Here is a 26,585-nt window from a genome sequence, read left to right on the forward strand (position 1 = left end):
GGGCGTGGCGGTGCAGGAGGCGAGACGCGGGAGCGGCTCGGACAAGGGCGCGTACGAGACGGCCGCGCACGGCGGCGGCTGCACCTGCGGGGACTGCCCGCACGGCGCTCGTGAGGGCCACCGCCGGGCGGTCGCCGCGTTTCTGCTGCGGCGGGACGAGTTCGCGGCCGGGCAGGGGCTGCCGGCCGCGGTGGCCCACTCGGCCTCCGCATCCCGCCAGTGGATCTCGGAGGAACTGACCCAGTCCGCGGAAGCCGTCGCCGAACGCGGCCGTGCCGAGGGTGACGCCTGGCTCGCCGGGCTGGGCCGGCGCACGGCGGCCGTGGTGTGGGCGGCGGTCGTCTCGCTGCTGCTCGGGCAGGCCCTCACCGCGGTCGGCGCGGGCTGGTCGGCGGCACGCACCGCCGGGCTCGCGGCGGCGCTGGTGGTGGCCGGTGCGCTGACCGCGGCGTCCTGGTTCCACCGCGGCCGGGGCGGGGCGCTGGCCCCGGTCATCGGTGAGGACAACCGCCTGTCCACCTCACGTGCCGTGGCGGTCGCCTGGGTGCTCTTCGTCGCCTACGCGGTACTCGTGCTGGCCGGGCAACTGGCCGTCGCCTCGGGGCACGACCGGCGGGACGCGCTGATCTCGGGCCTCGAACTCGGCCGCGGCGCCGGCGCGGTGACCGTCCTCGCGGTGGTCTGCGCGGTGGCGGTCCTGGTGCGGCGGGTGGTCGGGCTCAGGGTGCTGGGGCAGCGGCTGCAGAAGGTCCGGGCCGACCGGCCGCGCGCCTCCGACCTGCTGACGGACGACGCCGGCCGCGGGACCTTCGCCGACATCCAGTACGTCGTGATCAGCGCCGTGGCCCTGGTGTTCGCCGCGGTACGGCTGGCCCGGCGCCCGGAACAGCTGCCCGACCTGCCGTGGGGTCTGGCGGTGGTGGTGCTCGTGTCGGCGGCGACCTACGTGGCCGGGAAGTACGCCGAGGGCGGCCGGCCGGTGATCCTCTCCGTGGTCCGGGCCCGGGAGGCCGGTGACCTGGACGCGCCGATCCGCACCGGCGACGACATCGAGATCCGCGGCGCGGGCTTCGTGCCGCCGGGTGCCCAGCGGGCGGACCGGCTGTCCCGGATGGTCGTCCGCGTCGGCACCGTCCACGTCCACGTCCCCCTGGTCCCGGTGACGGGCGGCTTCAGCAACCCCTCGGACGACCTGCTGACGGTCCCCGTCCCGGCGGACGTCGAACCCGGCCGGGTGGAGGTCCAGGTGGTCACCGGCGCGGGCGTCGAGACCAACCGGTACGCGATCGACGTGACGGACTGACACCGGGGGGCGGCGCCCGGCCGAGGGTTCCGGCCGGCGACCTGTCGAAACCGACAGCAAGAAACCCGCCGCCGAGGGTTGAGCGGGGCCCACGTCTCCTACGTATGGTCTGGTGGGGGGTCTGGGCATGCGCGGCGAGAGGCGGCTGGCAGTGATGACTCACGGGATGCGGACGGATGTCTACACCTCGCCCGGGGGCGGGGGAGGCCGGCGGGACATCGCCGCCCGGTACGCCCTCCTTCCCCTGCGGATCTTCCTCGGTGTCACGTTCGTCTACGCCGGTCTGGACAAGCTCACCGACAGCGCCTTCATGAAGGACGCGGGCGCCGGCTCCGTCGGCGACATGATGCGCGCGGTCCGCGACTCCTCGGCCGTCCCCGCCCTGGTCGACCTGGCCCTGAAGAGCCCGGCCGGCTTCGGGTACGCCATCGCCCTGGGCGAGCTGGCCGTCGGCATCGGCACCCTGCTCGGACTCCTCACCCGTCTGGCGGCGCTCGGCGGGGCGCTGATCTCCCTCAGCCTGTGGCTGACCGTCAGCTGGGCCGCCGATCCGTACTACTACGGAAATGATCTCGCCTACCTCATGGCCTGGCTCCCTCTCGTCCTGGCGGGCGCCCCGCTGCTGTCACTGGACGCCATACTGCGCTCCCGGCGCCGGGGACCAGCCGGCGGCGGGTACCGGTAGCCCGAGCCGAGGCCGTACGGCGCCGGCGGGTACCGGCAGCCCGAGCCGACGCCGTACGGCGCACCGGCGGATGCCGGCAGCCCGAGGGGCGCCGTCAGCGGGGGAGGTCCGCCCGGGGGTCGTCGGGCGCCGCCACGCCCGGTGCTCCGCGGCGCCGGTGCGCGGAGCGGGCCACCATCCCGACGACACCCGCGATGCAGAGCCCGCCGTTGACGAGCGGGATCAGCACGAACCACGGCGTCTCCCAGAGGCCGCGCGCGTCACCGGCGTAGACGACCCCGGCCAGCATCAGGAAGACACCGGCCACCAGTCGTCCCGGCTGGAACCTATGACGCAGCACGGGTCACCTCCGCCTGACCGACGCCGACCTGGAGGTCGAGCTCGAGCGTGCCGGCGTTCTCGGCGCCCTTGGCACCCTTGGCGGGGGGCAGGGTGATCTCCTTGTGCTTGCCCGGTGCCACGTCCACGTCCTTCTCGTCGTCGCCGGGCAGCTGGATGTCGCCCACGCCCACCTCGACGCTCAGCCGCACGGTCACGTCCTGCGGCACGACGACCCGTATTCGGCCCATGCCCACGTCGGCCCGTGTGCTCACCGTCTGCCCCTCGCCCAGGTCCAGCCGGGACAGGTCGAGGGTGCCGCTGCCCGCGCCGATGTCGTACTGATCGCGCACGTCGGTCGCCACCACGGGCTTCCAGGTGGTCCGCACCCACTCGGTGCCGACGTTCTCCGGAATCGCCACCGACCCGGCCAGCAGACCCGCCGTGATGATCGCCAGGAAGATCGAACCGGCTCCCGTGCGCCCGATGAACGCACTGACCGCGATACCGAGGCCGAAGACGGCGAGCGCGCACGCCAGGCCGGTCTGCAGGCTGCTGCCGAGCGCATGGTCGTCCCAGGTCAGCCGGGTCCCGAGGAAGCCGGCGAGCAGGGCGAGGAGGAACACCCAGCCGCCGATGCCGCGCGGCCCACGCGTCTGCACGGCCCGGGAACTCCGGTCGCCCGCCAGGGCGCTTTCGCGGCGTCCCGGGATGCCGCGGCCGATGTTGACGGCCGCGGCGATGTCACGCTCCACGGAGTCCGGCGGCCCCCACATGTAGCCCGTCCCGCCGTCATGGGTGCCGTCCTTGACGATGGGGTCGCGCCACCAGGAGGGCCAGGTGTACATGATCGGCGGCGCCTGGGCCTCCGGCGGGGCGTCGGCGACGGCCTGGGCCGAGAGCGGGTCCGGTTCCGGTGTCCTGCGCTGCCGGGACCAGTACCCCGCGCCCGCGAGGAGCAGGGAGAGGACGACGCCGAAGGTGAGCACGCCGCCGTTGTTCAGCATGGTGAGGAAGACCCCGCAGCCGACCAGGGCGAAGAGCACGGCCGCCAGTGCCTGGCCGTCGACCCGGCCGGTCAGCAGCTTGCGCACCTCGTTCTCCTCCTCATCGTCGTAGGGGACGAAGAGCCAGGCGAAGCCGTAGAAGATGAGGCCTATGCCGCCGGTCGCGGAGAGCACCGCCAGGGTGATCCGGAAGATCACCGGATCCAGGTCGCACTGCCGTCCGAGGCCGGCGCAGACGCCGGCGAGCGACTTGTGCCGCCGGTCCCGCCGGAACCGGTGCGGCGGCCCGGGGGCATCCGCGCCGCCGACGGCGCCCGCGCCGGCCGGGACGCCCGCGCCGCCCGCACCGGCATCCGCGGCGGGCGCGGCATCCTGCGGCCCGGCGCCCCGCGGAGGGCGCGGGCCGGAGCCGGGTCCCGGACCCGTCGCGGCGTGCTCGTGATCTGTCATGAGTCCATGGTGACGGGCGCGACGCCGTGACGGCAGTCGGTTCGACCCTGGTCGGACCCTGATATCGGCCCTGACTCCGAGCCCGGGGAGCGTTCGAGGACCGCCCGGCCCTCGGCGGGCCGAAGATCAGGGGTGAGTGGGGGAACGACCCTGATGCCCCGGCTCCCGCACCCGTGTGAATATCGGTGTCATGCCGGAAGCCGCAGCAGCACCCGTCGTCGAACCGCGGCCGCCGCGCAAGCTCTACCGAAGCAGCGACGGACGCTGGCTCGGCGGGGTGGCGCGGGGGCTCGCCGGACATCTCGGGCTGCCCGTCATCTGGGTCCGGTTCGCCTTCGTCGGCCTGTTCATGGCCGACGGCCTGGGCGCGCTGCTGTACGCGGCCTTCTGGTTCTTCGTGCCGCTGGGCGTCGGGGGCGTGGAGGCGCAGAAGCCGCCGTCCCTCGTCACCTCCGAGACCGCGCCGGACGGCCGCCGCAGACTCGTCGCCCGCAAGCCGGACAAGGGGCAGATAGTCGCCCTGCTCCTCATGGTCGTCGTCGCCCTGGTCTTCGTGGGCAACGTCGACCTCGGCGGCGGAGCCAAGGTGTACCTCTGGCCGACCGTGCTCGTCGGCGCCGGCGTCGCCCTCGTCTGGCGCCAGGCGGACAACGCGCGCCGGGCCCGCTGGGCGGAGGTGGGACGCCACCGCCGTACCGTCACCCTGCTGCGCTCGGTGGCCGGCGTCCTGCTGGTGACCGCCGGAGTCACCGGCATCTTCGTCCTCCAGGGATCCGCCGCCCACCTCGGCTCCGTCCTCCAGGCGGCCCTCGCCGTCCTCGTCGGGATAACACTCCTCGCGGGCCCCTACCTGGTGCGGATGACGCAGGACCTCTCCGAGGAGCGGCTGATGCGCATCCGCGCCCAGGAGCGCGCCGAGGTCGCCGCCCACGTCCACGACTCCGTGCTGCACACCCTGACCCTGATCCAGCGCAACGCGGAGAACGCGGGGGAGGTGCGCCGCCTCGCCCGCGCCCAGGAGCGCGACCTGAGAGCCTGGCTCTACAAGCCCGAGGGCAACGGCAAGGACGAGGACGACGAGCCCACCACCCTCGCCGAGGCCGTCAAGCGCAACGCCGCGGAGGTCGAGGACAAGCACGGTGTCCCCCTCGAGGTGGTCGTCGTCGGCGACTGCCCGCTCGACGAGAGGACCAGCGCACAGATGCAGGCGGCACGCGAAGCGATGGTGAACGCGGCCAAGTACGGTGGCGAGGGCGGTGCCGTACAGGTCTTCGCCGAAGTCGAGGGAAGGACGGTCTTCGTGTCCGTCCGGGACCGCGGCCCCGGCTTCGACCTCGACTCGATACCCGCCGACCGCATGGGCGTCAGAGAATCGATCATCGGCCGCATGGAGCGCAACGGCGGCACGGCGCGGCTGCGCGCGGTGCCGGACGGCGGCACGGAGGTCGAACTGGAAATGGAGAGGGCGGAGAAGACGTCATGAGCGACCCGACCGAGGCGAACGGAACGGCGGGAACGGCGGGGGCGGGCGAGGCGGCCCAGCCCGCGCGGCCGGCCGGTGACGGCGCGGGGGAGCGTCACGTACGGGTGGTGCTCGTCGACGACCACCGCATGTTCCGCACCGGCGTCCAGGCCGAGATCGGCCAGACCGCCGAGACCGGGGTCGAGGTCGTCGGCGAGGCCGCCGACGTCGACCAGGCCGTCACGGTCATCACCGCGACCCGCCCCGAGGTCGTCCTCCTCGACGTCCACCTCCCCGGCGGCGGCGGGGTCGAGGTGCTGCGCCGCTGCGCGCCCCTGATGAGCGACGCCGAGCGGCCCGTCCGCTTCCTCGCCCTGTCCGTCTCGGACGCGGCGGAGGACGTGATCGGTGTGATCCGCGGCGGCGCCCGGGGCTACGTCACCAAGACCATCACCGGCACCGACCTGGTCAACTCCGTCTTCCGCGTACAGGAGGGCGACGCCGTCTTCTCCCCCCGCCTGGCCGGCTTCGTCCTCGACGCGTTCGCCTCCACCGACGCCCCGCCGGTCGACGAGGACCTCGACCGCCTCACCCAGCGCGAGCGCGAGGTACTGCGCCTGATCGCCCGCGGCTACGCGTACAAGGAGATCGCCAAGCAGCTCTACATCTCGGTCAAGACCGTCGAGTCCCACGTCTCCGCGGTCCTGCGCAAGCTCCAGCTGTCCAACCGGCACGAGCTGACCCGGTGGGCGACGGCACGACGGCTGGTGTGACCGGACGAGTCACCGCGACGGTCCGCCGACCGTGACGGCGGTGGGGGCCCGGAGCGTCACACCACCCGCGTAGCCCCCGCGAACGGCATCTCGTCCACCGGGGCGACGCGGACCGGTGCCGACGGGTTCGGGGCGTGGATCATCTGCCCGTTGCCGACGTAGATGCCGACGTGGCTGATGCCGGAGTAGAAGAAGACCAGGTCGCCCGGGAGGAGTTCGGACCGCGAGACGCGGCGGCCCGCGTCGATCTGGGCGTAGGTCGTGCGGGGGAGGGAGACTCCGGCGGCACGGTAGGCGGCCTGGGTGAGGCCCGAGCAGTCGAAGGCGTTCGGGCCGGTCGCGCCCCACACGTAAGGGCTGCCGAGCTTCTGGTAGGCGTAGGCGACGGCCGCGGCGGCACGGGAGTTGGGGGCCTGGGACGAGGCGGACAGGCTCTCGCGGGGGCCCGGCGTCGAGCGGGAGGCCCGGTTGCCGGCGCCGGCGCGTTCCTCGGTGGTCAGCCGGGACAGCAGGCTGCGGGCCTTCTCGAGCTTGCCGGTGACGGTCTCGCGGTGACGTTTCAGCTCCGCCCGGCGGGACTTCAGGGAGGTCACCTCGATGCGGGCGGCGCCCCGCAGCTGCTCGATGTCGCGGAGCTCCTTGCGCACGCGGCCCACCGTGGCCCGTTGCCGGCTGCCCGCGCGCTCGGCGAAGGCGGCGCCGTCGAGGTACCGGTCCGGGTCGGAGGAGAGCGCCAGTTGCAGCGCAGGGTCCAGGCCGCCGTTGCGGTACTGCGCCGCCGCGACCGAACCCAGCGTCTCCCGTGCCGAGTTCAGCCGGTCCTCCTTGCGGGCGGCCTCGTCCCGCAGTTCCTCCAGGCGCTGTTCGGCGGCGTCCGCCTTCTCCTTCGCGCCGTTGTACTTCTCCGTGGCCACCTCGGCCTCCTGGTAGAGCTTGTCCACCTTGGCCCTGACCTGCGCCGCAGTCGGCTGCGGAGCGGCCTGCACGGTCGTCCCGCCCAGGCCCGTCGCGGTGGCCGCCCCCGCGAGGGTGATCGTGGCCGCCGTACGGGCTCTGCCGCCGCCCTTCGCGCGCTGTCGCGGCCTGCGGTGCGTTCCCACCTGCGATCCACGTCCTTCCGTACGACTCGGCTCCGGCCCGTGCCGGGGCGGCTCCGGTTCGCTCCGGTCGCCTGGGCCAGGACGCTAGGCGCGTCGGTAACGGTCCGGTGACGGGATGCGCGGAAGTGGCGGCAGTGGATCAGGTGGCGACCGTATGTGACCGCAAGACTCTCCAGAGCCCGTCTTCTTCACGCAGGGTGATGACCGATATGTCGGACCGGACGCAGGTCGGGACGTGAGCTGCTACGGGAGGTGCCGGGACGGGCCGGTGTCCGGGGCCGTTCGAGGGCTCATTAGGCTCCGGCCTCATGGACGTACTCATCCACATCTTCGTCGGCCTGCACATCATCGGCATCGCCGCGCTCCTCGGCGGCTTCCTGACCCAGATGAAGGCGATGGGTCAGGGCACCGCCCGGTTCACCCCCGCGATGCTGCACGGCGCGCTGACGATGCTGGTCACCGGTGCCGTCCTGATCGGCCTCAACCAGGCCCAGGACACTGCCGTCGACAACGTCAAGATGGGCGTGAAGCTCGCCGTACTGATCGTGATCCTCGGGCTGGTCTACGTGAAGCGCGACGAGGAGAAGGTGGAGAAGCCGCTGTTCGGCCTGGTGGGCGGGCTGACCCTGGTGAACGTCTTCATCGCGGTGCTGTGGACCTGACCGCCGTTCCGGAGTCCGCCGCCGCGGACCGCAGCCCGGAGCGGGCCCGGGCGACCGCCCCCGTAGCGACCGCCAGCCAACCGGCCACCGCGATCCACAGCAGCGCCCGGCCCGGCGCGTCCAGCCACGGGACGTCGACGACGGCGGACACCGACAGCGTCGCCGCCGCCGTCATGCCGAGCGGGAAGACCGTCGACCAGCGGCGCACGTCGTAGCGGAGGCGCGGCCAGGCGATCTCGGCGGCCAGCAGCACGGCGTACCAGGCCAGGTCCAGGGCGAGCAGGAACACCGTCAGGTCGTGCAGGACGGCCTGGTCGTCGGCGTTCCACAGGTACATGCCGGTGCCGGCCGCCGCGAGCAGCTTGGCCCCGGCGAGGGCCGAGATGGCGAGCGCGCCGCCCGCCACCCAGTGGTCCCCGGAGCCCCGGGCCACCTGTCGCAGGTCGAAGCGGAACAGCGCGATCAGGTAGAGCACGATCCCCAGCCAGAACGGCACCAGCGCCGCGTGCGCCAGCCAGGGCGTCGAGGTGGCCGCGGACAGCGTTGCGGCGAGCACGGCCAGCCCCTCCGTGGCCACGCAGCCCAGGAACACCGCTCCGGGCATCCTCCGCCCCCAGTGCTGCACCACCAGGAGCAGCAGCCACGGCCACAGCAGGGCCGCCAGCACCAGCAGCACCGCCGCCAGGAGCGTCCAGCCGAGGAGGGAGAAACGGGTGCCGAGCACGGTCGTCGCGGCGACGGCGGTCAGCGCGCCCGGCGTCCCCGCCCGCTCGATCCACTGCGGCCGGTTTGCGCACAGCAGGTAGACGAAGTTCGCGGCCAGTATCAGCCAGGCGGCACAGGCCAGGGCCAGGGCGATCCGGGACAGGACCTCGCGGCCGGTCAGATGCAGGGCGACCGACACGATGCCGGTCGCCATCACCGCGGCCCCGGCCGCCGGTGGGCGTTGCTCCAGCCAGGTGCGCAGCGCGGAGGGGTGATGGGTGGCCGATGACATGACCACGATGGTAGAGAACCGTGCTGGTCAGCCGGGACGCACCACGCTGTAGATCGACGACTCGCCGTCGTAGAAGATCGACTCCTCGCGGACGTACGCGCCCGGCTTCGGGGCGTGGATCATCATGCCGTCGCCGATGTACAGGCCGACGTGGCTGATGTCGTCGTAGAAGAAGACCAGGTCACCGGGTTGTGCCTGGGAGACGGGGACGGTCGTGCCGGCGTTGACCTGGTCGTAGGTGACGCGCGGCAGCGTCACGCCTGCGGCCTTCCAAGCGGCCTGGGTGAGGCCCGAACAGTCGTAGGAGCCGGGGCCCGTGGCGCCCCAGACGTACGGCTTGCCGATCTGGGCGCGGGCGAAGGCGATCGCCTTGTCGGCCTTGGTGCCGGTCGAGGTGCCCGGCGTCGACGAGCCCGAGGAGTCCGACGAACCGGTGCCGCCGGAGGTTCCCCCGGATCCGGCGCCGCTCTCCTGCTGCTGGGCGGCCTCCTCCTGCCGCCGGCGCTCGGCCTCCTGCTGCGCCTGCTGCTTCTTCGCCAGCTCGGCGGCCTTGCGGTCGGCCTCCTCCTGCTTCTTCTTCTCGATCGCCGCCAGCCGGGCCTTCTCCTCGGCGGTCAGTTCCGACAGCAGCTCCCGCGCGGTGGCGAGCTTCTTCTGGACGGTCGACTTGGCCGTCTTCAGATCGTTCTGCGACTCGGTGAGCGTCTCGAGGCCCTCGGTGGCCTCCCGGCGCTTCTTCATGGTCTCGGACTGCTGGGTGACGTAGTCGTCGACGGCGCTCTTCTGCCGGCCGGTGAGCCGGTTCATCAGCTGGTTCTGGTCGAAGTAGTCCTGCGGCGAGTCCGCGAGCAGCAGGGTCGCGGTCTCCGGGACCGCGGCGCCCGTGCGGTACTGGGCGGAGGCGAACGAACCCAGCTCCTCGCGCGCGTCGTTGAGCTTCTGGGTGCGCTGGGCGACGTCGTCGAGGAGGCCGTCGACCTTCTTGCGCTGCTTGGAGGTCTTCTCCTTGGCCGCGTTGTACTTCTCGGTCGCCGACCCGGCCTGCCGGTAGAGGTCGTCGACCTTCTTCTCGACCTCCTCCAGGGTCGGCCGGTCGTCCGACGGCGTGGCGTTCGCCGTCTGGGACAACAGGGCGACGGAGGTGAGGGCCGCGGTGGCGAGGGCCGGGGTCCGTATGCCCGCGACGCGGGGACCGGTGGGACGCGACTTGCGGTGCGACGCCAAGGAGGCGACTCCTTCCAGTGCTCCGCCTACCGGGTTAGCTGTCGGGTTCGGGCGGTGGTTCGGAAGGGTTGCCCTACGGCGGCCCGCCCTCTTCGTCTCGGCGAGGGCGGTGCGGCCGATTCACCCCAAGGTCTCGGTGGGTCCCCGGCTCCGGGTGCCGTGCGGGCAGACCGGACTCGGCGGAGGCCGCGCGGCCCGGCGAGGTTCGCCGGAGGGGGTCGAGCGGCCTGCCCCGCACCGTAGCCAACTCGTGTGGCCGCTGTGAAGGTTGGTGGGTGATATGCCCGATACATTTTCGTGACCTTTCGTTCGGGTGCTTCCGGGCCGGTCGCGAACGTCACTCTTCGTGGTTCCGCTGGTCGCAGGGCGTGCCCGCGCCGGGGTGCGGTGGGCATTTTCCGGGGTGGCACCGGGTTGTCGGTGGGGCGCCCTAGACTCGGAGAGCGATGAGCAGCCTCTTTGACGACAGCTTCCTGGCGAGCCTCCAGACCCCCCGGGGTCACGAGGAGGAACCCCCGCCGCCGCCCGAGGACGATCACGGACCGGAGCCGGTTCCGCACGATCTGTTCGGCGGGAAGTTCGACGCGCCCCCGGAGCGGGACACCCACTACCGGGACGGCGCCCCGCGCCCCGCCCTGGACGCCGCGGCCCTCCTGGAGGGGCTGAACGAGAACCAGCGCGCCGCCGTCGTCCACTCCGGCTCCCCGCTGCTCATCGTGGCCGGTGCCGGTTCCGGCAAGACCCGCGTCCTCACCCACCGCATCGCCCACCTGCTGGCCGAGCGGAGCGTCCATCCCGGGCAGATCCTCGCGATCACCTTCACCAACAAGGCCGCGGGCGAGATGAAGGAGCGGGTCGAGCAGCTCGTCGGCCCGCGCGCCAACGCGATGTGGGTGATGACCTTCCACAGCGCGTGCGTGCGCATCCTGCGCCGCGAGTCGAAGAGGCTCGGCTTCACCTCGTCGTTCTCGATCTACGACGCCGCCGACTCCAAGCGGCTCATGGCACTGGTCTGCCGAGACCTGGACCTCGACCCCAAGCGCTTCCCGCCGAAGTCGTTCAGCGCGAAGATCAGCAACCTGAAGAACGAGCTGATCGACGAGGAGGACTTCGCCGCCCAGGCCGCCGACGGCTTCGAGAAGACGCTTGCCCAGGCCTACGCCATGTACCAGTCGCGGCTGCGCGAGGCCAACGCCCTCGACTTCGACGACCTGATCATGACGACGGTCAACCTGCTGCGCGCCTTCCCGGACGTCGCCGAGCACTACCGCCGCCGCTTCCGGCACGTCCTGGTCGACGAGTACCAGGACACCAACCACGCCCAGTACGCCCTGGTGCGCGAGCTGGTCGGCGTGCCCTCGGAGCACCCCGTCGACGTGCCGCCGGAGGCCGAGGTGCCGCCCGCCGAGCTGTGCGTGGTGGGCGACGCCGACCAGTCGATCTACGCCTTCCGCGGCGCCACCATCCGCAACATCCTCCAGTTCGAGGAGGACTACCCGGACGCGACGACGATCCTGCTCGAGCAGAACTACCGCTCCACGCAGACCATCCTCAGCGCCGCCAACGCGGTCATCGAGCGCAACGAGTCCCGCCGCCCCAAGAACCTGTGGACCAACCAGGGCAGCGGCGCGCAGATCACCGGGTACGTCGCCGACACCGAGCACGACGAGGCGCAGTTCGTCGCCGACGAGATAGACCGCCTCACCGACGCGGGCGAGGCCAAGGCCGGAGACGTCGCGGTCTTCTACCGGACCAACGCGCAGTCCCGTGTCTTCGAAGAGGTCTTCATCCGCACCGGCCTGCCCTACAAGGTCGTCGGCGGCGTCCGCTTCTACGAGCGCAAGGAGGTCCGGGACGTCCTGGCCTACCTGCGGGTGCTGGCCAACCCCGAGGACTCGGTGCCGCTGCGCCGCATCCTCAACGTCCCCAAGCGCGGCATCGGCGACCGCGCCGAGGCGATGATCGACGCCCTCTCCCAGCGCGAGAGGATCAGCTTCCCGCAGGCGCTCAGGCGCGTCGACGAGGCGTACGGGATGGCCGCGCGCTCCGCGAACGCCGTCAAGCGGTTCAACACGCTCATGGAGGACCTCCGTACGATCGTCGAGTCCGGCGCCGGACCGGCGACCGTCCTCGAGGCGATCCTCGAACGCACGGGGTACCTGGCGGAGTTGCAGGCCTCCACCGACCCGCAGGACGAGACCCGCATCGAGAACCTCCAGGAACTCGCGGCCGTCGCCCTGGAGTTCGAGCAGGAGCGGGCCGAGGACGAGGAGGCCGGGACGCTGGCCGACTTCCTGGAGAAGGTCGCGCTCGTCGCGGACTCCGACCAGATCCCGGACGAGGAGGACGGCGACGGCGTCGTCACCCTGATGACCCTGCACACCGCCAAGGGCCTGGAGTTCCCGGTCGTCTTCCTCACCGGCATGGAGGACGGCGTCTTCCCGCACATGCGCGCCCTCGGCCAGGCCAAGGAGCTGGAGGAGGAACGGCGCCTCGCCTACGTCGGCATCACGCGCGCCCGTGAGCGCCTCTACCTGACCCGGTCGACGCTGCGCAGCGCCTGGGGCCAGCCGTCGTACAACCCGCCCTCGCGGTTCCTGGAGGAGATCCCGGCCCCCCACCTGGAGTGGAAGCGGACCGGGGCGAACGGTCCCGCGCCCTCCGCGCCGGTCTCGGGCGTGGCGGCGTCGCTGTCCTCGTCGCGTTCCCGCTCGTCGGCGTCGGGCGCGTCCGGCTTCGCCACCCGCAGGTCGGCCGGCGCCGAGCAGCCGACGGTCTCGCTGGCGGTCGGCGACCGCGTCACGCACGACCAGTTCGGACTCGGCACGGTCGTCGGGGTCAAGGGCACCGGGTCCAACGCGGAGGCGACGATCGACTTCGGGGACACCAAGCCGAAGCGGCTGCTGCTGCGGTACGCGCCGGTGGAGAAGCTCTGAGGGGCGGTTCGACGGACGCGGCGAGGTCCCGGACGGTCGTCCGGGACCGGCCCGGGACCGGCTCGGGGACGGGCCCGGCGATCTGCTGAGACGTTACGGCGTCACGTCGGGTTGAGGCCGTGGCTGCGCAGCCACGGGAGCGGGTCGATCGACGAGCCGCCCGCGGGGCGCACCTCGAAGTGCAGGTGCGGACCGGTGGAGTTGCCCGAGTCGCCGGAGTACGCGATCGCGTCGCCCGCCTTCACGGTGGTGCCGGAGGGAACCTGGTAGCTGGAGAGGTGGCAGTACCACGTCTCCGTGCCGTCCTTCGCGGTCACGATCATCATGTTGCCGTACGCGCTGTTGAACTGCGTCCGCACGGTACCGTCGGTCGCCGCCATCACCGTCGTTCCCTGGAGCACGGGGAAGTCGATACCGGTGTGCGAGGACATCCAGTTGATGCCGGCCTGCCCGTAGTACGCGCTGAGGCCGTGCTGCTCCACCGGGAGGGCGAACTTGGGGCGCAGCCGCTCCTTGCGGGCCGCTTCCTGCGCCGCCCGCTTCTTCTCGGCGGCCTGCTCGGCCTTGAGGTCGATGCGCTCCTGCGTCCGGCTGGCCCGGTCGGCGAAGTCGTCGGCTCCGGCGGCCAGGCTGGTGAGCTGGGTGTCCAGCTTGTTGTTGGCGGCGGACGGTTTCACCGGTGCTGCCTTCGCGTTGCCCGGGTCGGGCGCCGACGCCGCGGTGTCCGTGCCCTCGTCGCCGGTCAGGCTGCCGACGGAGGCGGCCGCGATACCGGCGACGCTCATCACGCAGGCCGAGGGCACCGCGATGGTCAGCAGCGCGGAGCGCTTGGCGGGCTGGCGGCGGCGGGAACGCGCCCCGGCGCGGGAACCGGTGCGTGCGGCCGGGATCCGGGCGGCCGGCGTGACCTCCTCCTGGTCGTCCAGGAGGGCGGTCACGGCGGGAAGTTCACCGGTGGCGGCCAACTCGACGTCGTACGGGGCGGATTCCGCAGAGCCCGCCGACGGGGCGAAGCCGGAGTCCTCGGCGACGGGCGGGGCGTCCTGCGCGCCGTCGTCCGGTGCGGGGTGCCCGGCCGGCCGGGTCGGGTCCTCGATCACGGCGGTGGCGGTGGCGGTGGCGTCCGCGTTCCACTGGGTGGCGTCGTAGGCGCCGGTGTCCACCGGGCCGCCCGCGAACGCGCCGGCGTGGAACGTGCCGGTCGCAAAGGCGCCCGTCTCGTAGGCGCCGGTGTCGTGTGTGGTGGTTCCGAAGGCGCCCGTCGCGAAGGCGCCCGTCTCGAAAGTGCCCGTTTCGAGGGTCTGCGTTCCCCAGTGCCACTGCTGGGTCCCGTCGGCCGGGTCGCCCGACTGGTCCGGTGTGCTCCAGGCGCCGGTGTCCCACTGCCCGGTGGCGTCGGTGGTCGTCGCCTGCGGCGTCATGGAGCCCGGCTGCTGGTATCCGGTCGACCAGGTCGTCGCGTCGTAGGCGCCGGTGTCGTAGGCGGCCTGGTGCTGGGCCGCGTACGCGTCGTAGTGCAGGGTCTGCGCCCCGCCGGTGGACCACTGGGTGGCGTCGTACGAGCCCGTGGCCTCGTGGGTCCCGGTGTAGTGGCCCGGCATGCTGCCGAAGAGGGGGTCCGCGTCGAAGGCGGCGGGGTCGGCACCGCCGGTGGAGAAACCGGTGGCGTCGTAGCCGCCGTACGTGGTGAGGTCGCCGTACTGGGCCTCCCCTGTGCCGTACGGCGCGTACTGCGCCGAAGCGGCGTCGGAAGCCGAAGCCGGGGTGTTTCCGGTCCCCGACGGGTGACGGTCGTTCACCAACTTCTCTTTCGCCTCGACAACAGGGGCTGCCAGAGCAGTGCGGCGACTGTACCCGGCGGTATACGGGCACGACAATCTTCCGCAGGTTTCGCGCGCGAAGGAAACGGGCAATCGGCCGTGTTTTGGGGGAGGGCGGGCACGGGTTTGGCTTTGTGTTCGACTTCCGTTCGAGTCCGAACGGGTTGCTTCGGTCTCAGGCGATGGTGAGTCCACCGCTGTGCTTGCCCGTTCCTGTTCCCGTTCCTGTTCCCGTCCCCGTTCTCGTTCCCGGTTCGGATTCGGAGTCCGTTTCCGGTTCCGGTCCGGCGGTGTCGAGTGCCTGCCGGATCCCGGTGGCGACGGTGGGGTGCACGGGCAGCGCGAGGTGGCCGATGCCGCTCACCCGTACGTTCTGCACGCTCAGGTCGGGATGGTCGAGGCAGGCCGTCTCCAGCGGGTCCATGACGTGGTCCAGGTCGCTCCAGAAGCTGACGAAGCGGGTACGGCAGCCGGGCGCCGGCCGGGTCAGCTCCTCGATCACCGCCGACCCGGGACGCATCTGGCGCACGATCGGGTGCGCGTTCGCCAGCGGTACCACCTTGGTGCCGGCGTGCGGAGTGCCGAGCGTCACGAGGGTGCGGACCCGGAGGTCTCCGCCGAGGCACTGCACGTAGTAGCGCGCGATCAGGCCGCCGAGGCTGTGCCCGACCACGTCGACGCGCTCGCTGCCGGTCCGCTCGCAGATCTCCTCGACGTGCCGGCCCAGCAGTTCGGCGGCGGTGCGGATGTCGCAGGTCAGAGGGGAGTAGTTCAGCGACTCGATCTCGTGCCTGCCGTGCTGGGCCAGGCTGCGGCGCAGCAGCAGGAAGACCGAGCGGTTGTCGATGAAGCCGTGCAGCAGCACGACCGGGGGACTGGTGGGAACCGGGAGCCTGAGGGGCGGGGGCGACGGCTGCGGGTCCCCGGAGCCCGTCGGCCGGAGCGTCTGGGCCGGACGGCGCTCCTGGATGATCCCGGAGGGATAGAGGAGGAGGTGCCCGGCGAGGATCGCGGCCTCGAGGGCGCTCGCCTTCAGGAGGTTCAGGGAGAGCCCGGTCAGCCGGCCGGGAAGGGCCGCCACCTCGGACAGCCCCGGGAGGGCGGGGAGTCCTGGGATCGCGGGGAGCCCTGGCAGGCCGGGCAGGAGACGCTGAAAGAGCGGGAGAAGGGGCAGTGCTGCCGTGGTGACCTTCATGGGCCGACCTCCTGTCGGCACGCAGGGACGCCTCTGTCTCCCGTGTGCCCTCGTGGAGCGCCGTGACACCAGAGATTGGTGATGTTCGCGAGGTTTACGCACGTCTCAGGGCCACGTGGCCCACGTGTGCCGTGTGGGTCGTACGAGCCGTACGAGCTGTACGAGGCCTGTGGTGTGCGTGAGGTGAAACGGCGGGTGGCGAGGCTCGCTCGCCGCCGTCCTGTGACGCCCTCGCTGCGGCGCTCCGTGCGCAATGTGCCGCCGCGCCCTGGTGCGGTGCGCGGCGAACATGTCCCACCGTGTGATTTCCCCCTCTGTATCCACCGCGAAACTGCCGGTTGCGGGATGCTGGCGATAACGTTCGTTCACTTCCCCGGACGTTGTGGTGCGGGGTCTCCGCGCCGTGAGACGCGAAGTGTGCGGTACTTGTCGGTACGGATGGATGTAGTCGCTTCATGGAGGCAGTGATGGGTGTGGCAGCCGGTCCGATCCGCGTGGTGGTGGCCAAGCCGGGGCTCGACGGCCACGATCGCGGGGCCAAGGTGATCGCGCGGGCCCTGCGCGACGCCGGTATGGAGGTCATCTACACCGGGCTCCACCAGACTCCCGAGCAGATCGTCGACACCGCGATCCAGGAGGACGCCGACGCGATCGGGCTGTCCATCCTCTCCGGTGCGCACAACACGCTCTTCGCCGCGGTGATCGAGCTGCTCCGGGAGCGGGACGCGGCCGACATCCTGGTCTTCGGCGGCGGGATCATCCCCGAGGCGGACATCGCCCCGCTGAAGGAGAAGGGCGTCGCGGAGATCTTCACGCCCGGCGCGACCACGGCGTCCATCGTGGAATGGGTCCGGGCGAACGTGCGGGAGCACGCGGGGGCGTAGCCGCGACCCGCCGGGCGGGTGCGGATCCCCGGGCGCGTGCGCCGGTGGCCCGGGGGCGCGGGGGTGCCTGTGGGCCCGCGCGTGTGTGCCGTTGGGCGCGGGTGGGTGCCTGTAGGCGCTGGTGGGGCCGGTGTGTGCCGGTGGGTGTGGGCGCGCGTGCGCGACGCCCTGCGCGACGGCGCGTCCCGTGCCCTGTGCCGACGCGGCGCCCTCGTTACCCGGCCCGGAGCCGTCGTTACCCGGCCCGGAGCCGTCGTTACCCGGCCCGGAGCTCCGCGGCCATCGCCGCCCGCAACCGCAACGTCGTCACGAGCCGTTGGAAGGCTTCCGCCCAGTACCCTCCCGCCCCCGGTGACGCGTCCGCCGACTCGTCCGGTATCGCCAGCAGGCCGTCGAGGCGGCCTGCCTCCGAGGGGTCGAGGCAGCGTTCTGCCAGCCCCATCACGCCGCTGAAGCTCCATGGGTAGCTCCCGGCGTCGCGGGCGATGTTGAGCGCGTCGACCACCGCGCGTCCGAGCGGCGTGGCCCACGGCACCCCACACATGCCCAGCAGCTGGAACGCCTCGGACAGTCCGTGCGTCGCGATGAACCCGGCGACCCACTCGGCGCGCTCGCCGGCGTTCAGGGTGCCGAGCAACTTGGCCCGCTCGGCCAGGGACACCGCGCCAGGACCGCCGGCCTCGGGCGCGGTGGGCGCTCCCAGCAACGCCCTCGCCCAAGCGCCGTCGCGCTGTCGTACCGCCGCGCGGCACCACGCCGCGTGCAGCTCGCTCTGCCAGCCGTCCGACACCGGGAGTGCGACGATCTCCTCGGCCGTACGCCCCGCGAGCCGGTCCGGCCAGCATGCCAGCGGAGCCGCCTCCACCAACTGGTCGAGCCACCACGAACGTTCACCCCGTCCCGCGGGCGGCTTGGCCACCACACCGTCCCGCTCCATGCCCGCGTCGCACTCGTGGGGCGCTTCGACGACGATCGCCGGTGGAGTGAGGCTGCGATCGAGGGACACACAGGTCACGGCTCGCGCCCCCATGCGCGCGGCCAGCGCCGAGAGCGGCAGCGCCGACAGCAACTCCGCCGCCGTGGCCCGGACGTTGCGGCTGCGGTCGGCCAGCGCCTGTTCCAGGAACGGCTCGTCCGCCGCTTCCAGCCCCGTCCGCAGCGAGTCGAGGAACATCAACCGGTCCTCGGCCCGTTCCGTGGCCCAGGTCGACTCCAGCAACTCGCGTGCGCCCGCGGGGTCGCGGGTGCGCAGGGACGCCAGGAGAGCGATCCGTTCGGCGAACAGACCCTCGTCCCAGAGCCGCCGCACCCGCCCGGTGGCATCCGGACCGGACAGGGTGGCGACGCCACCGTGCGTGGCCCGCAGGGCGAACCGCCAGTCCGGGTTCAGCCGGGCCAGCCACAGGGCACGGGGCCCCGCGAACGTCAGCGCCGCCGGCCGCAGGTCCGTACGGCCCCGCGCCGCGTCCAGCAGTGCCGGAAGCGCCTGGGGCGGTGCCGCGAAACCGCGGGCGTTCGCCGTCGCCAGCCATTGGGGCAGCAGCTCCATCAGATCGGGCGCGCTGCCCCTGCGGCCGCCGCCCGCCGCGCCGGGTCGGTCGGTGAGCAGCATCATGAGGCGGCGGGCGGCCGCGGCCGGCAGCGGCGGGCGGCGGTCCTCGGGCGCGGGGTCGAGGCGCCGGGCCGCGCGGGCCGGTCGCAGTCCCGCGCGACGGCGTACGGTCTCCGCGGCCGCCGCGTCCAGCAGGGCACCCGCGGCGCCGGGCCCGTGCTCGCCGCCCGGGGGAGTACGCCGGTCCGTACCCAGCAGCGCCGAGGTGACCAGCTCCTCCCACACTCCGGGCTCAGAACCCCCCGGGGGTGGGGAGGAGGCCGCCGGCGGGCGGGCCGGAGTCGGTCGGCGGACCGTCTCCGCCGACGGCACGGCCTCTTCGGTTTCGGCTTCGGTTTCGGTTTCGGATGTGGATTCGGGCCCGTTGGTGGCTGCTGTCCCAACCGGAGCTAGAGGCATGGAGTCCACCTTGGTTACGGCGTCTGCCCGGAGCCCGGGGCTCGCCCCGGACGGCGTGGTGCCCGCCCCGGACGGCGTGGGACCCGCGGCCGCGTGGGCCGATGCGGAGATCGTGGCTTCGACGGCTGCCCCCGGCCCCGACACGGTGGCCGACGCCGGTGCGGACGTGTCCGCGGGGGTGGGAGTCGTGGTCATGTCGTTCCCCTCAGGTTCCGTTCCGGTCCCGTCGCCCGGGACGGGTCAGCACAGCGGCACCGCCGGGCCCGGCCCGGCCGGCCAGGCCGTCAGCGGCGTGAAGCCTCGGTGGCCGCACTCCCCGAAGACCGTGACCGGCGCGCCGCCCGACAGGGCGACCAGCCGCCACAGTCCCGACCGGCTCCCGGCGGCCGGGGTGAGCGGCAGGGCCGTGTCCCCGTCGGCGTCCGCCAGTTGCCAGCCGTCGCCGTCCGGCACGGGGACCACCCGGTCCAGGGTCACCGGCACCGAGTCCAGCCACGGGTCGCCGCGGAGGGCCCCGCCGTAACGGACGGCCGCCTGGGACGTCGTGAGCCCCCTGGGGCGTGTCCGCGCGGGCTCGGGCGGTGCGAACCGCCGGCCGAGGGCCGCTCGCCGCCGCCCCGCTCCCGGGTACGCCGAGAGCTCCGCGTCCAGGGCGAGCCCGACCGGCAGCGTCAGCTCCGGTGCCCGGCCCCCGGCTCCGTAGGAGAGGAGCAGCGCCGTGCGCTCCGACTCCGCGCCGTGCAACCAGACGCGACGGGTCGTCAGCCGGGTGTCCGCGGTGTCGTACTGGGCGAGCACCAGCCAGTGGTCCCGCACCGGCGGGCCGTCCGCGGCCGCTTGCAGGCCCACGCGTGAACGGACCGTCGCCGCCAGGCCGTCCGGCAGCCGCTCGCGGCGCAACCAGCCCTGGTCGAGCAGATGGAGCAGGGCGCACTCCTCGAGCAGCCGTACCGGCCAGCCGGGGCCCGACGCCGGTATGGACCCCAGCTCCCTCACCCGCGAGGCCAGTCCCGGCGCCTGGGCGTCGACCATGCGGGCCGCCGTCTCCTCCCACAGCCCGGGCCCCGCTCGTCCGGCGTCGGCCAGACCGCCGCGCAGGAGGTCCGCGAGGCGCTGCTCCAACTCCGTCGCCCCCGCGGTGATCCGCTCGGCCCGCCGCTCCGCACGGCGCCGCGCCGCCTCGGGATCACCGGTCACGGCCGAGGGGGCGGACGGGGCCGCCGTCCCCTCCTCCGCGTGCTCGTGCCGTTCGGTCCGGCTCGCCCCCTGCTGAGTCATGCCATCGAAGGTAGGTCCCGCCACTGACAATGACGTGGGCGAGCGTGTTTGTGCAGGTCAGGGCGATTGTCAGTGGCGTGGTGCACCGTGGACGACAGATCGAACCGGTCTAGCTGGAGGGGGAATCAGCCATGTCCGCAGGTGCAGTGCAGACGTCCGGGACCGAGGTCCTGCGGCCGCACGCCGAGCACGCGTTCGCGGCCGAACTGGCCGCGCTCGCCGCGCAGGACGACCGTCCGCGTCCGGACCGCTGGAGGCTGTCGCCGTGGGCGGTCGCCCTCTACCTGCGCGGCGGGACGCTGCCCGACGGCACGGTGATCACCCCGAAGTACGTGGGCCCGCGCCGCGTCGTCGAGGTCGCCGTCAGCACCCTCGCCACCGACCGCGCACTGCTCCTGCTCGGGCTGCCCGGTACGGCGAAGACCTGGGTGTCCGAACACCTCGCCGCGGCCGTCAGCGGCGACTCGACCCTGCTGGTCCAGGGGACGGCCGGCACACCGGAGGAAGCGATCCGCTACGGCTGGAACTACGCACGGCTCCTCGCCCACGGCCCCGACCGGGACGCCCTGGTGCCCAGCCCGGTGATGCGGGCCATGGCGGAGGGCATGACCGCCCGGGTGGAGGAGCTGACCCGCATTCCGGCCGATGTACAGGACACCCTGATCACCATCCTGTCGGAGAAGACCCTGCCCATACCGGAACTGGGCCAGGAGGTGCAGGCGGTACGCGGCTTCAACCTGATCGCCACCGCCAACGACCGCGACCGCGGGGTCAACGAGCTGTCCAGTGCCCTGCGCCGCCGCTTCAACACCGTCGTGCTGCCGCTCCCGGAGAGCGCCGAGGCCGAGGTCGACATCGTCACGCGTCGCGTCGACCAGATCGGCCGCTCCCTCGACCTGCCGTCGGCGCCCGACGGCACCGACGAGATCCGCCGTGTCGTCACCGTCTTCCGCGAGTTGCGCGACGGGATGACGAGCGACGGCCGTACGAAGGTCAAGTCGCCCAGCGGCACGCTGTCCACGGCCGAGGCGATCTCCGTCGTCACCGGCGGCCTCGCCCTGTCCGCCCACTTCGGCGACGGGGTGCTGCGGCCCGGCGACGTCGCGGCGGGCGTCCTCGGCGCGGTCGTCCGCGACCCGGGAACCGACCGCGTCGTCTGGCAGGAGTACCTGGAGACGGTCGTGCGCGAACGCGACGGCTGGCAGGACTTCTACCGGGCCTGCCGGGAGGTGTCCGTATGAGCGGCAAGGGGATGTGGACGCGAGGTGGGGCGGGCGCCGCGGTGACGGGAGCCGCGGTGACCGGTACGACGGCGGGCGCGGGGGACGACGGGGACTCGAGCTGGACCCGTAGGCGAGGGGGACGGCGTGGCGGGCACTGACCGGGCCGGGAGCGGCGGGTCCGGCGGTCCCGGCGGCACCGGCGAACCTGGAGGCTGGCTGTCGCTGCTGGGCGTCCGCCACCACGGGCCGGGGTCGGCGCGGGCCGTGCGGGCCGCGCTGGAGGCCGCCCGGCCGGGGGTGGTGCTGGTCGAAGGGCCGCCGGAGGCCGACGCCCTGATCCCGCTGGCCGCCGACGAGGACATGCGGCCGCCGGTCGCCCTCCTCGCCCACGCCGTGGACGAGCCGGGGCGCTCGGCGTTCTGGCCGCTGGCCGAGTTCTCCCCCGAGTGGGTGGCCGTCCGCTGGGCCCTGGAACACGGAGTCCCGGCCCGCTTCATCGACCTCCCGGCCGCGCACACGCTCGCCTGGCGAGTGGCGGACGAGGAGACGGGGGAGACGACCGGGGAGGCGGACGAGGAGGTGACCGGGCAGGGGGACGGCCGGGAAGAAGGGGACGTGCCCGGTGCGGCTTCCCTCGACGTCCGGGGCGACCCGCTCGCCGTCCTCGCTGCGGCCGCCGGGCACGACGACCCGGAGCGCTGGTGGGAGGACGTGATCGAGCACCGGGGCCCGGGGGAGGGGGACGTGTTCGCCCCGTTCACGGCGCTGGAGGAGGCCATGACGGCGCTGCGCGAGACCGAGGAGGGCGGCGAGGGGGACACCGCGCACGACCGGGACCTCGTGCGGGAGGCCTACATGCGGCTCCAGGTCCGGGCCGCGCGGCGGGAGTTCGCCGAGGGCGTGGCCGTGGTCTGCGGGGCCTGGCACGTGCCCGCGCTGCGGCGCAGGGCCGCCGTCGCCGCCGACCGGGCCCTGGTGAAGGGGCTGCCCAGGACCAAGGTGGACATGACCTGGGTGCCCTGGACCCATCGCCGGTTGTCCCGGGCCGGGGGGTACGGGGCGGGCATCGAGTCACCGGGCTGGTACGGGCATCTGTTCGCCGCGGTCGACCGGCCCGTCGAGCGATGGCTGACCAGGGTGGCCGGACTGCTGCGGGAGGAGGGCAGGACCGTCTCCCCGGCGCACGTCATCGAGGCGGCGCGGCTGGCCGGGGCGCTCGCGGCGATCCGTGGACGCCCGCTGGCCGGACTGAGCGAGACGACGGACGCCGTGCGGGCGGTGCTGTGCGACGGTTCGGACGTGCCGCTGGCGCTGGTCCACGATCGGCTGGTGGTGGGGGACGTGCTGGGCGAGGTTCCCGCGGGGGCGCCCGCGGTGCCGTTGCAGCGGGACCTGACCCGGATCCAGCGGCGGCTGCGGCTCAGACCCGAGGCCGCGGAGCGTGAGCTGGAGCTGGACCTGCGCAAGGAGACCGACACCGGGCGCAGCAGACTCCTGCACCGGCTGCGGCTCCTCGGCGTCGGCTGGGGCGAGCCGACCGCCTCGCGCAGCACCGGCACGTTCCGGGAGACGTGGCGGCTGCGGTGGGAGCCGGAGCTGTCGGTGCGCGTCGCCGAGGCCGGGGTGTGGGGCACCACGGTGCTCGCCGCGGCCACGGCCAGGGCCGAGGCGGACGCCGTCACCGCCCGGGGCCTGGCCGAGGTCACCGCGCTAGCGGAACGCTGCCTGCTGGCCGAACTGCCGGAAGCGCTCACGCCGGTGATGCGGATCCTCGCCGACCGCGCGGCGCTCGACACGGACGTCGGCCACCTCGCCGAGGCCCTGCCCGCCCTCGTCCGTTCGCTGCGCTACGGCGATGTGCGCGGCACGGACACCGGAGCGCTGGCCGAGGTCGCCGCGGGCCTCGCCGAGCGCGTCTTCGTCGGCCTGCCCGCGGCCTGCGCCGCACTGGACGCCGACGCGGCCGAGGAGATGCGCCGTCACGTGGACTCCGTGCACACGGCCGTGGGCCTGCTCGGCGACGCTCCCGCGCCGGGCCACGGCGACCTGCGGTCCCGCTGGCGGGCAGTGCTGCGGACCCTCTCCGCACGGGACGCGGTGCCCGGCATCGTCCGCGGGCGTGCCGTACGGCTGCTGCTGGACGACGGTGAGCTGGCGCCGGACGAGGCGGCGCGGATCATGGGCCTGGTGCTGTCCCCGGGGACCGCGCCGGCGGACGCGGCGGCCTGGATCGAGGGCTTCGTCGGCGGCGGCTCGGGCGGCGGCATGCTCCTCCTGCACGACGAGCGGCTGCTGACCCTGATCGACGCCTGGCTGACCGGCGTGCCGGCGGACGCGTTCACGGACGTACTGCCCCTGCTGCGCCGCACCTTCTCCGCCTACGAGCCGGGAGTGCGCCGCAGCGTCGGTGAGCTGGTCAGACGCGGGCCGGAGGCACGGGGGAGCGTGACGACGGCGGGCTCCGGCATACCGGGCTTCGCGGCCGGCCTCGACACCGCGCGGGCCGACGCGGTCCTGCCGGTGATCCGGCTGCTGCTGGGCCGGGACCCGGCACCGGACGACAACGACCTGGTGGGAGTGGGCACATGACGGGGCACCCGACCGGACACACGACGGCGACCGAGCCGGTGGACGCCGACGGGGCGGCGCGGGAACGGCTGCGGCGGTGGCGGCTCGTCCTCGGCGGTGACGCGGCCGACGGCACCGGCCACGCGCTGTCCGGGCGGGACGCCGCGATGGACGGGGCACTCACCGCGCTCTACGGGAAGGGCGGCACACCGCGGGCCGGCCGGGACCGTGCGGCCGGGCTGGGCGCCTCCGCACCGGCAGTGGCGCGCTGGCTGGGGGACATCAGGACCTACTTCCCCTCCCCCGTCGTCCAGGTCATGCAGCGGGACGCGATCGACCGGCTCGGGCTCGACACCCTCCTGCTGGAGCCGGAGATGCTCGAGGCGGTGGAGGCCGACGTGCACCTGGTCGGCACCCTGCTGTCCCTGCACCAGGCGATGCCGGAGATGACGAAGGAGACGGCACGGACCGTCGTGCGCAAGGTCGTCGAGGATCTGGAGGAGCGGCTCGCCACCCGTGCCCGTGCCGTCCTGACCGGTGCCCTGGACCGCAGCGCCCGCGTCAGCCGCCCCCGGCACCACGACATCGACTGGCACCGCACGATCGCGGCCAATCTCAAGCACTACCTGCCGGAACACCGGACCGTCGTTCCGGAGCGGCTCATCGGCTACGGGCGGGCCTCCCGTTCGGTGAAGAAGGAGGTCGTCCTCTGCGTCGACCAGTCCGGGTCGATGGCCGCGTCCGTCGTGTACGCGTCCGTGTTCGGCGCGGTGCTGGCGTCCATGCGCGCGATCGACACCCGGCTCGTCGTCTTCGACACGACGGTCGTCGACCTCACCGACCAGCTGGAGGACCCGGTCGACGTGCTCTTCGGCACGCGTCTGGGCGGCGGTACGGACATCAACCGCGCGCTGGCGTACTGCCAGTCGCGGATCACCCGGCCCGCGGAGACGGTGGTCGTGCTGATCAGCGACCTGTACGAGGGAGGCATACGCGACGAGATGCTCAAGCGGGTCGCGGCGATGAAGTCCGCGGGAGTGGAGTTCGTGACGCTGCTGGCGCTGTCCGACGAGGGGACGCCCGCGTACGACCGGGAACACGCGGCGTCCCTCGCCGCGCTCGGCGCACCGGCCTTCGCCTGCACCCCCGATCTCTTCCCGGAGGTGATGGCGGCGGCGCTCGAGCGGCGGCCCCTGCCGATACCGGACGCCGGGTGACGCCACGGCGATCCGGGGTGTCCCGATTCCCGCGGTCAAAACGGATATGACTCCCCATCGGTGTGAAGGGGGCTTGCACGAACTGCGGATGTCCGTGCGAGTATCGCGCGGCGTGTCGATGCGTTGTTCGACGCGTGGCCCCAGTTCCGCCGCACGGGAGGGATCTCCGCCCCTTGATCCGGTCAGCAGTACTGCCGGGTGCCGCTCTGCGCGTCCTGCGCACGGCGGCCGGGCGGCGTGCGTTGCACGTGGCGCTGCTGGTGGGCGGGTTGTTCCTGCTCGGTCTGCTCTGCGGAGGGCGGGCGCAGGCGGCTGACGGGGCTCCGGACACCTTGGCGGACACGGTCGCCCGGGTCCTCGACGTCCCCGCGCAGCCGCAGCCGCAGCCGCAGCGACAGACCCAGCCGCAGAGACAGGTGCAGGAGCAGGGCGCCGAAGCCGTTCCGGGGTCGCGCCCCGACGCCGTGTCCGTGTCTCCGGGGCTCCCTCCCCTCGCCGAGAAGGCCGTCCACGTCGTTGAGGACCGGCTCGTGCGACCGGTCGGTGACGGGGTGGAGACGGTGACCGAGCGGGTCGAAGGGCTCGGCGCGGTCGTGACGGCGGAGGTGCCGCCGGTGCAGGTGCTCCCGGACCCGTCCGGCCCGACGGACCCGGCGGAGCCCTCGGACCCGACCGACGTGCCGGACCTCACCGATGTCCCGGACCTGGCCGACTTGGCCGACTTGGCCGAGTTCACCGACCTGACCGACCTGACGGATCCGACCGACCTGACGAACCCGGCCGACCGGACCGACCGGGCCGACCGGGCCGATCCCTCCGGTCGTTCGGGATCGGCAGCCCCCGGCCCGCGCCCCGAGCCCGCGACGGAGGCGTCGGAGGCGTCGGAGGCGACGGAGGCGACGGTGGCGGACGACACCGGCCCCGACGAGGCCGGTGCCGCCGACGCCCGAGTCGCAGAAGGATCGGGAATCCCGGCACGCGTCGTCGGCTACGGGCCGGAGCCCCGCCTCCGGACGGTGCCCGCCGCGCACGCGCGCCCCCACCCGGCCGGTGTCGCGCACACCGGGTACGCGCCCGGCCGCCCCTCGCCCACCGGGGCCGACGGGTCGCTCGGCACCGTGTCCGGTGCCGACCAGGGAACGTCGCGTCACGGGGACGTCCGCGCGGTCACCTCGCTGCACCGGATCACCTTCCGGATCGTGCCCGGCGCCCCGGAGCGGGCCGACGCGGCCGGCGTCCGGGAGCCGTACCGGGACATTCCCGTCTCCCCCGCCTAGAACGGCCCTCCGCCGCCGCGCTCTCGCCACGCCCCGGCCGCGCATCTGCCGCGCACCCGCCCGGCACCCGCCGGGCCTCCAGCCACGCCCCGAGCGCGCCGCATCAGTCGTACCCGCCGCCGCGGACGAACCGCCGCGCCGCCGTACCCCGCCCCGGCGCACCGGACACTCCCGCCCCCACCCGGTGCGGGGCGT

General features: G+C 73.4%; 20 protein-coding genes and 1 riboswitch. Of the genes, 11 read left to right on the forward strand and 9 right to left on the reverse strand.

The features are described from left to right. Window positions 1-4 precede the first annotated feature (4 nt). Together Sco07f_RS16055 and Sco07f_RS16060 are read left to right on the forward strand one after the other, a co-directional pair. Window positions 5-1,303: a hypothetical protein gene (locus tag Sco07f_RS16055; protein WP_108988209.1), complete on the forward strand. Its 1,299-nt coding sequence runs from the start codon at window positions 5-7 to the stop codon at window positions 1,301-1,303. Window positions 1,304-1,469: 166 nt separating this feature from the next. Next, the gene (locus tag Sco07f_RS16060; RefSeq protein ID WP_108988210.1) at window positions 1,470-1,988 is read left to right on the forward strand and encodes a DoxX family membrane protein; all 519 of its coding nucleotides are present in this window, start codon (window positions 1,470-1,472) and stop codon (window positions 1,986-1,988) included. Between the two features lie 94 nt (window positions 1,989-2,082). On the opposite strand, the gene Sco07f_RS16065 is transcribed toward Sco07f_RS16060, so the two are convergent. Then, complete coding sequence (locus Sco07f_RS16065) at window positions 2,083-2,328, reverse strand: hypothetical protein (protein ID WP_108988211.1); 246 nt, start codon at window positions 2,326-2,328, stop codon at window positions 2,083-2,085. Then, window positions 2,315-3,763, reverse strand: a complete 1,449-nt coding sequence (locus Sco07f_RS16070) for a PspC domain-containing protein (RefSeq protein ID WP_108988212.1) — start codon at window positions 3,761-3,763, stop codon at window positions 2,315-2,317. The genes Sco07f_RS16065 and Sco07f_RS16070 overlap by 14 nt, the downstream gene beginning before the upstream one ends. Window positions 3,764-3,953: 190 nt before the next feature. Here Sco07f_RS16070 and Sco07f_RS16075 point away from each other — a divergent pair, with 190 nt between their 5' ends. Both Sco07f_RS16075 and Sco07f_RS16080 read left to right on the forward strand, forming a co-directional pair. Beyond that, the gene (locus Sco07f_RS16075) at window positions 3,954-5,246 is read left to right on the forward strand and encodes an ATP-binding protein (protein WP_007444081.1); all 1,293 of its coding nucleotides are present in this window, start codon (window positions 3,954-3,956) and stop codon (window positions 5,244-5,246) included. Then, the gene (locus Sco07f_RS16080; protein WP_087789801.1) at window positions 5,243-5,998 is read left to right on the forward strand and encodes a LuxR C-terminal-related transcriptional regulator; all 756 of its coding nucleotides are present in this window, start codon (window positions 5,243-5,245) and stop codon (window positions 5,996-5,998) included. Before Sco07f_RS16075 ends, Sco07f_RS16080 begins: the two co-directional genes overlap by 4 nt. Before the next feature lie 56 nt (window positions 5,999-6,054). Here the strand turns inward: Sco07f_RS16080 and Sco07f_RS16085 are convergent, their stop codons facing one another. Beyond that, window positions 6,055-7,098, reverse strand: a complete 1,044-nt coding sequence (locus tag Sco07f_RS16085; protein ID WP_087789800.1) for a C40 family peptidase — start codon at window positions 7,096-7,098, stop codon at window positions 6,055-6,057. A 308-nt stretch (window positions 7,099-7,406) separates the two neighbouring features. Here Sco07f_RS16085 and Sco07f_RS16090 point away from each other — a divergent pair, with 308 nt between their 5' ends. Continuing rightward, window positions 7,407-7,760, forward strand: a complete 354-nt coding sequence (locus Sco07f_RS16090) for a hypothetical protein (protein ID WP_007444092.1) — start codon at window positions 7,407-7,409, stop codon at window positions 7,758-7,760. Here Sco07f_RS16090 and Sco07f_RS16095 read toward each other — a convergent pair. Both Sco07f_RS16095 and Sco07f_RS16100 read right to left on the reverse strand, forming a co-directional pair. Then, window positions 7,738-8,757: a tellurite resistance/C4-dicarboxylate transporter family protein gene (locus tag Sco07f_RS16095; protein WP_108988353.1), complete on the reverse strand. Its 1,020-nt coding sequence runs from the start codon at window positions 8,755-8,757 to the stop codon at window positions 7,738-7,740. The two genes, Sco07f_RS16090 and Sco07f_RS16095, sit on opposite strands and share 23 nt — an antisense overlap. 27 nt (window positions 8,758-8,784) lie before the next feature. Next, window positions 8,785-9,981 carry a C40 family peptidase gene (locus tag Sco07f_RS16100; protein ID WP_007444076.1) on the reverse strand — a complete coding sequence of 399 codons (1,197 nt, stop codon included), beginning with the start codon at window positions 9,979-9,981 and terminating at the stop codon, window positions 8,785-8,787. A 6-nt stretch (window positions 9,982-9,987) separates the two neighbouring features. After that, a riboswitch (cyclic di-AMP (ydaO/yuaA leader) is annotated at window positions 9,988-10,173 on the reverse strand. A 254-nt stretch (window positions 10,174-10,427) separates the two neighbouring features. Here Sco07f_RS16100 and pcrA point away from each other — a divergent pair. After that, window positions 10,428-12,917 (forward strand): DNA helicase PcrA, encoded by a 2,490-nt coding sequence (gene pcrA, locus Sco07f_RS16105; RefSeq protein ID WP_108988213.1) that lies wholly within the window; start codon window positions 10,428-10,430, stop codon window positions 12,915-12,917. Between the two features lie 101 nt (window positions 12,918-13,018). Here pcrA and Sco07f_RS16110 read toward each other — a convergent pair whose 3' ends face one another. Together Sco07f_RS16110 and Sco07f_RS16115 are read right to left on the reverse strand one after the other, a co-directional pair. Next, window positions 13,019-14,716, reverse strand: coding sequence for a M23 family metallopeptidase (locus Sco07f_RS16110; RefSeq protein WP_108988214.1), 1,698 nt, complete (start codon window positions 14,714-14,716; stop codon window positions 13,019-13,021). Between the two features lie 196 nt (window positions 14,717-14,912). After that, a complete protein-coding gene (locus tag Sco07f_RS16115; RefSeq protein ID WP_108988215.1) occupies window positions 14,913-15,932 on the reverse strand; it encodes an esterase/lipase family protein in 1,020 nt (339 codons plus the stop codon). A gap of 467 nt (window positions 15,933-16,399) precedes the next feature. Between Sco07f_RS16115 and icmB the strand changes: the two genes are divergently transcribed. Next, window positions 16,400-16,816: a coenzyme B12-dependent isobutyryl CoA mutase small subunit gene (gene icmB / locus Sco07f_RS16120; RefSeq protein WP_108988216.1), complete on the forward strand. Its 417-nt coding sequence runs from the start codon at window positions 16,400-16,402 to the stop codon at window positions 16,814-16,816. 256 nt (window positions 16,817-17,072) lie between these two features. Here the strand turns inward: icmB and Sco07f_RS16125 are convergent, their stop codons facing one another. Continuing rightward, window positions 17,073-18,827: a DUF5691 domain-containing protein gene (locus tag Sco07f_RS16125; RefSeq protein WP_244942062.1), complete on the reverse strand. Its 1,755-nt coding sequence runs from the start codon at window positions 18,825-18,827 to the stop codon at window positions 17,073-17,075. 240 nt (window positions 18,828-19,067) lie between these two features. Then, window positions 19,068-20,105 carry an SWIM zinc finger family protein gene (locus Sco07f_RS16130; RefSeq protein WP_108988218.1) on the reverse strand — a complete coding sequence of 346 codons (1,038 nt, stop codon included), beginning with the start codon at window positions 20,103-20,105 and terminating at the stop codon, window positions 19,068-19,070. Between the two features lie 131 nt (window positions 20,106-20,236). Here Sco07f_RS16130 and Sco07f_RS16135 point away from each other — a divergent pair, with 131 nt between their 5' ends. From Sco07f_RS16135 to Sco07f_RS16150, 4 genes are all read left to right on the forward strand, one after another. Continuing rightward, window positions 20,237-21,346 (forward strand): ATP-binding protein, encoded by a 1,110-nt coding sequence (locus Sco07f_RS16135; RefSeq protein WP_108988219.1) that lies wholly within the window; start codon window positions 20,237-20,239, stop codon window positions 21,344-21,346. A 126-nt stretch (window positions 21,347-21,472) separates the two neighbouring features. Further along, window positions 21,473-23,917: a DUF5682 family protein gene (locus Sco07f_RS16140; RefSeq protein WP_108988220.1), complete on the forward strand. Its 2,445-nt coding sequence runs from the start codon at window positions 21,473-21,475 to the stop codon at window positions 23,915-23,917. Then, window positions 23,914-25,113: a vWA domain-containing protein gene (locus Sco07f_RS16145; protein WP_167468117.1), complete on the forward strand. Its 1,200-nt coding sequence runs from the start codon at window positions 23,914-23,916 to the stop codon at window positions 25,111-25,113. The genes Sco07f_RS16140 and Sco07f_RS16145 overlap by 4 nt, the downstream gene beginning before the upstream one ends. A 173-nt stretch (window positions 25,114-25,286) precedes the next feature. Further along, window positions 25,287-26,390, forward strand: a complete 1,104-nt coding sequence (locus Sco07f_RS16150; RefSeq protein WP_108988221.1) for a hypothetical protein — start codon at window positions 25,287-25,289, stop codon at window positions 26,388-26,390. Window positions 26,391-26,585 lie beyond the last annotated feature (195 nt).

The organism is Streptomyces coelicoflavus (assembly GCF_003112555.1).
GTDB lineage: Bacteria > Actinomycetota > Actinomycetes > Streptomycetales > Streptomycetaceae > Streptomyces > Streptomyces coelicoflavus.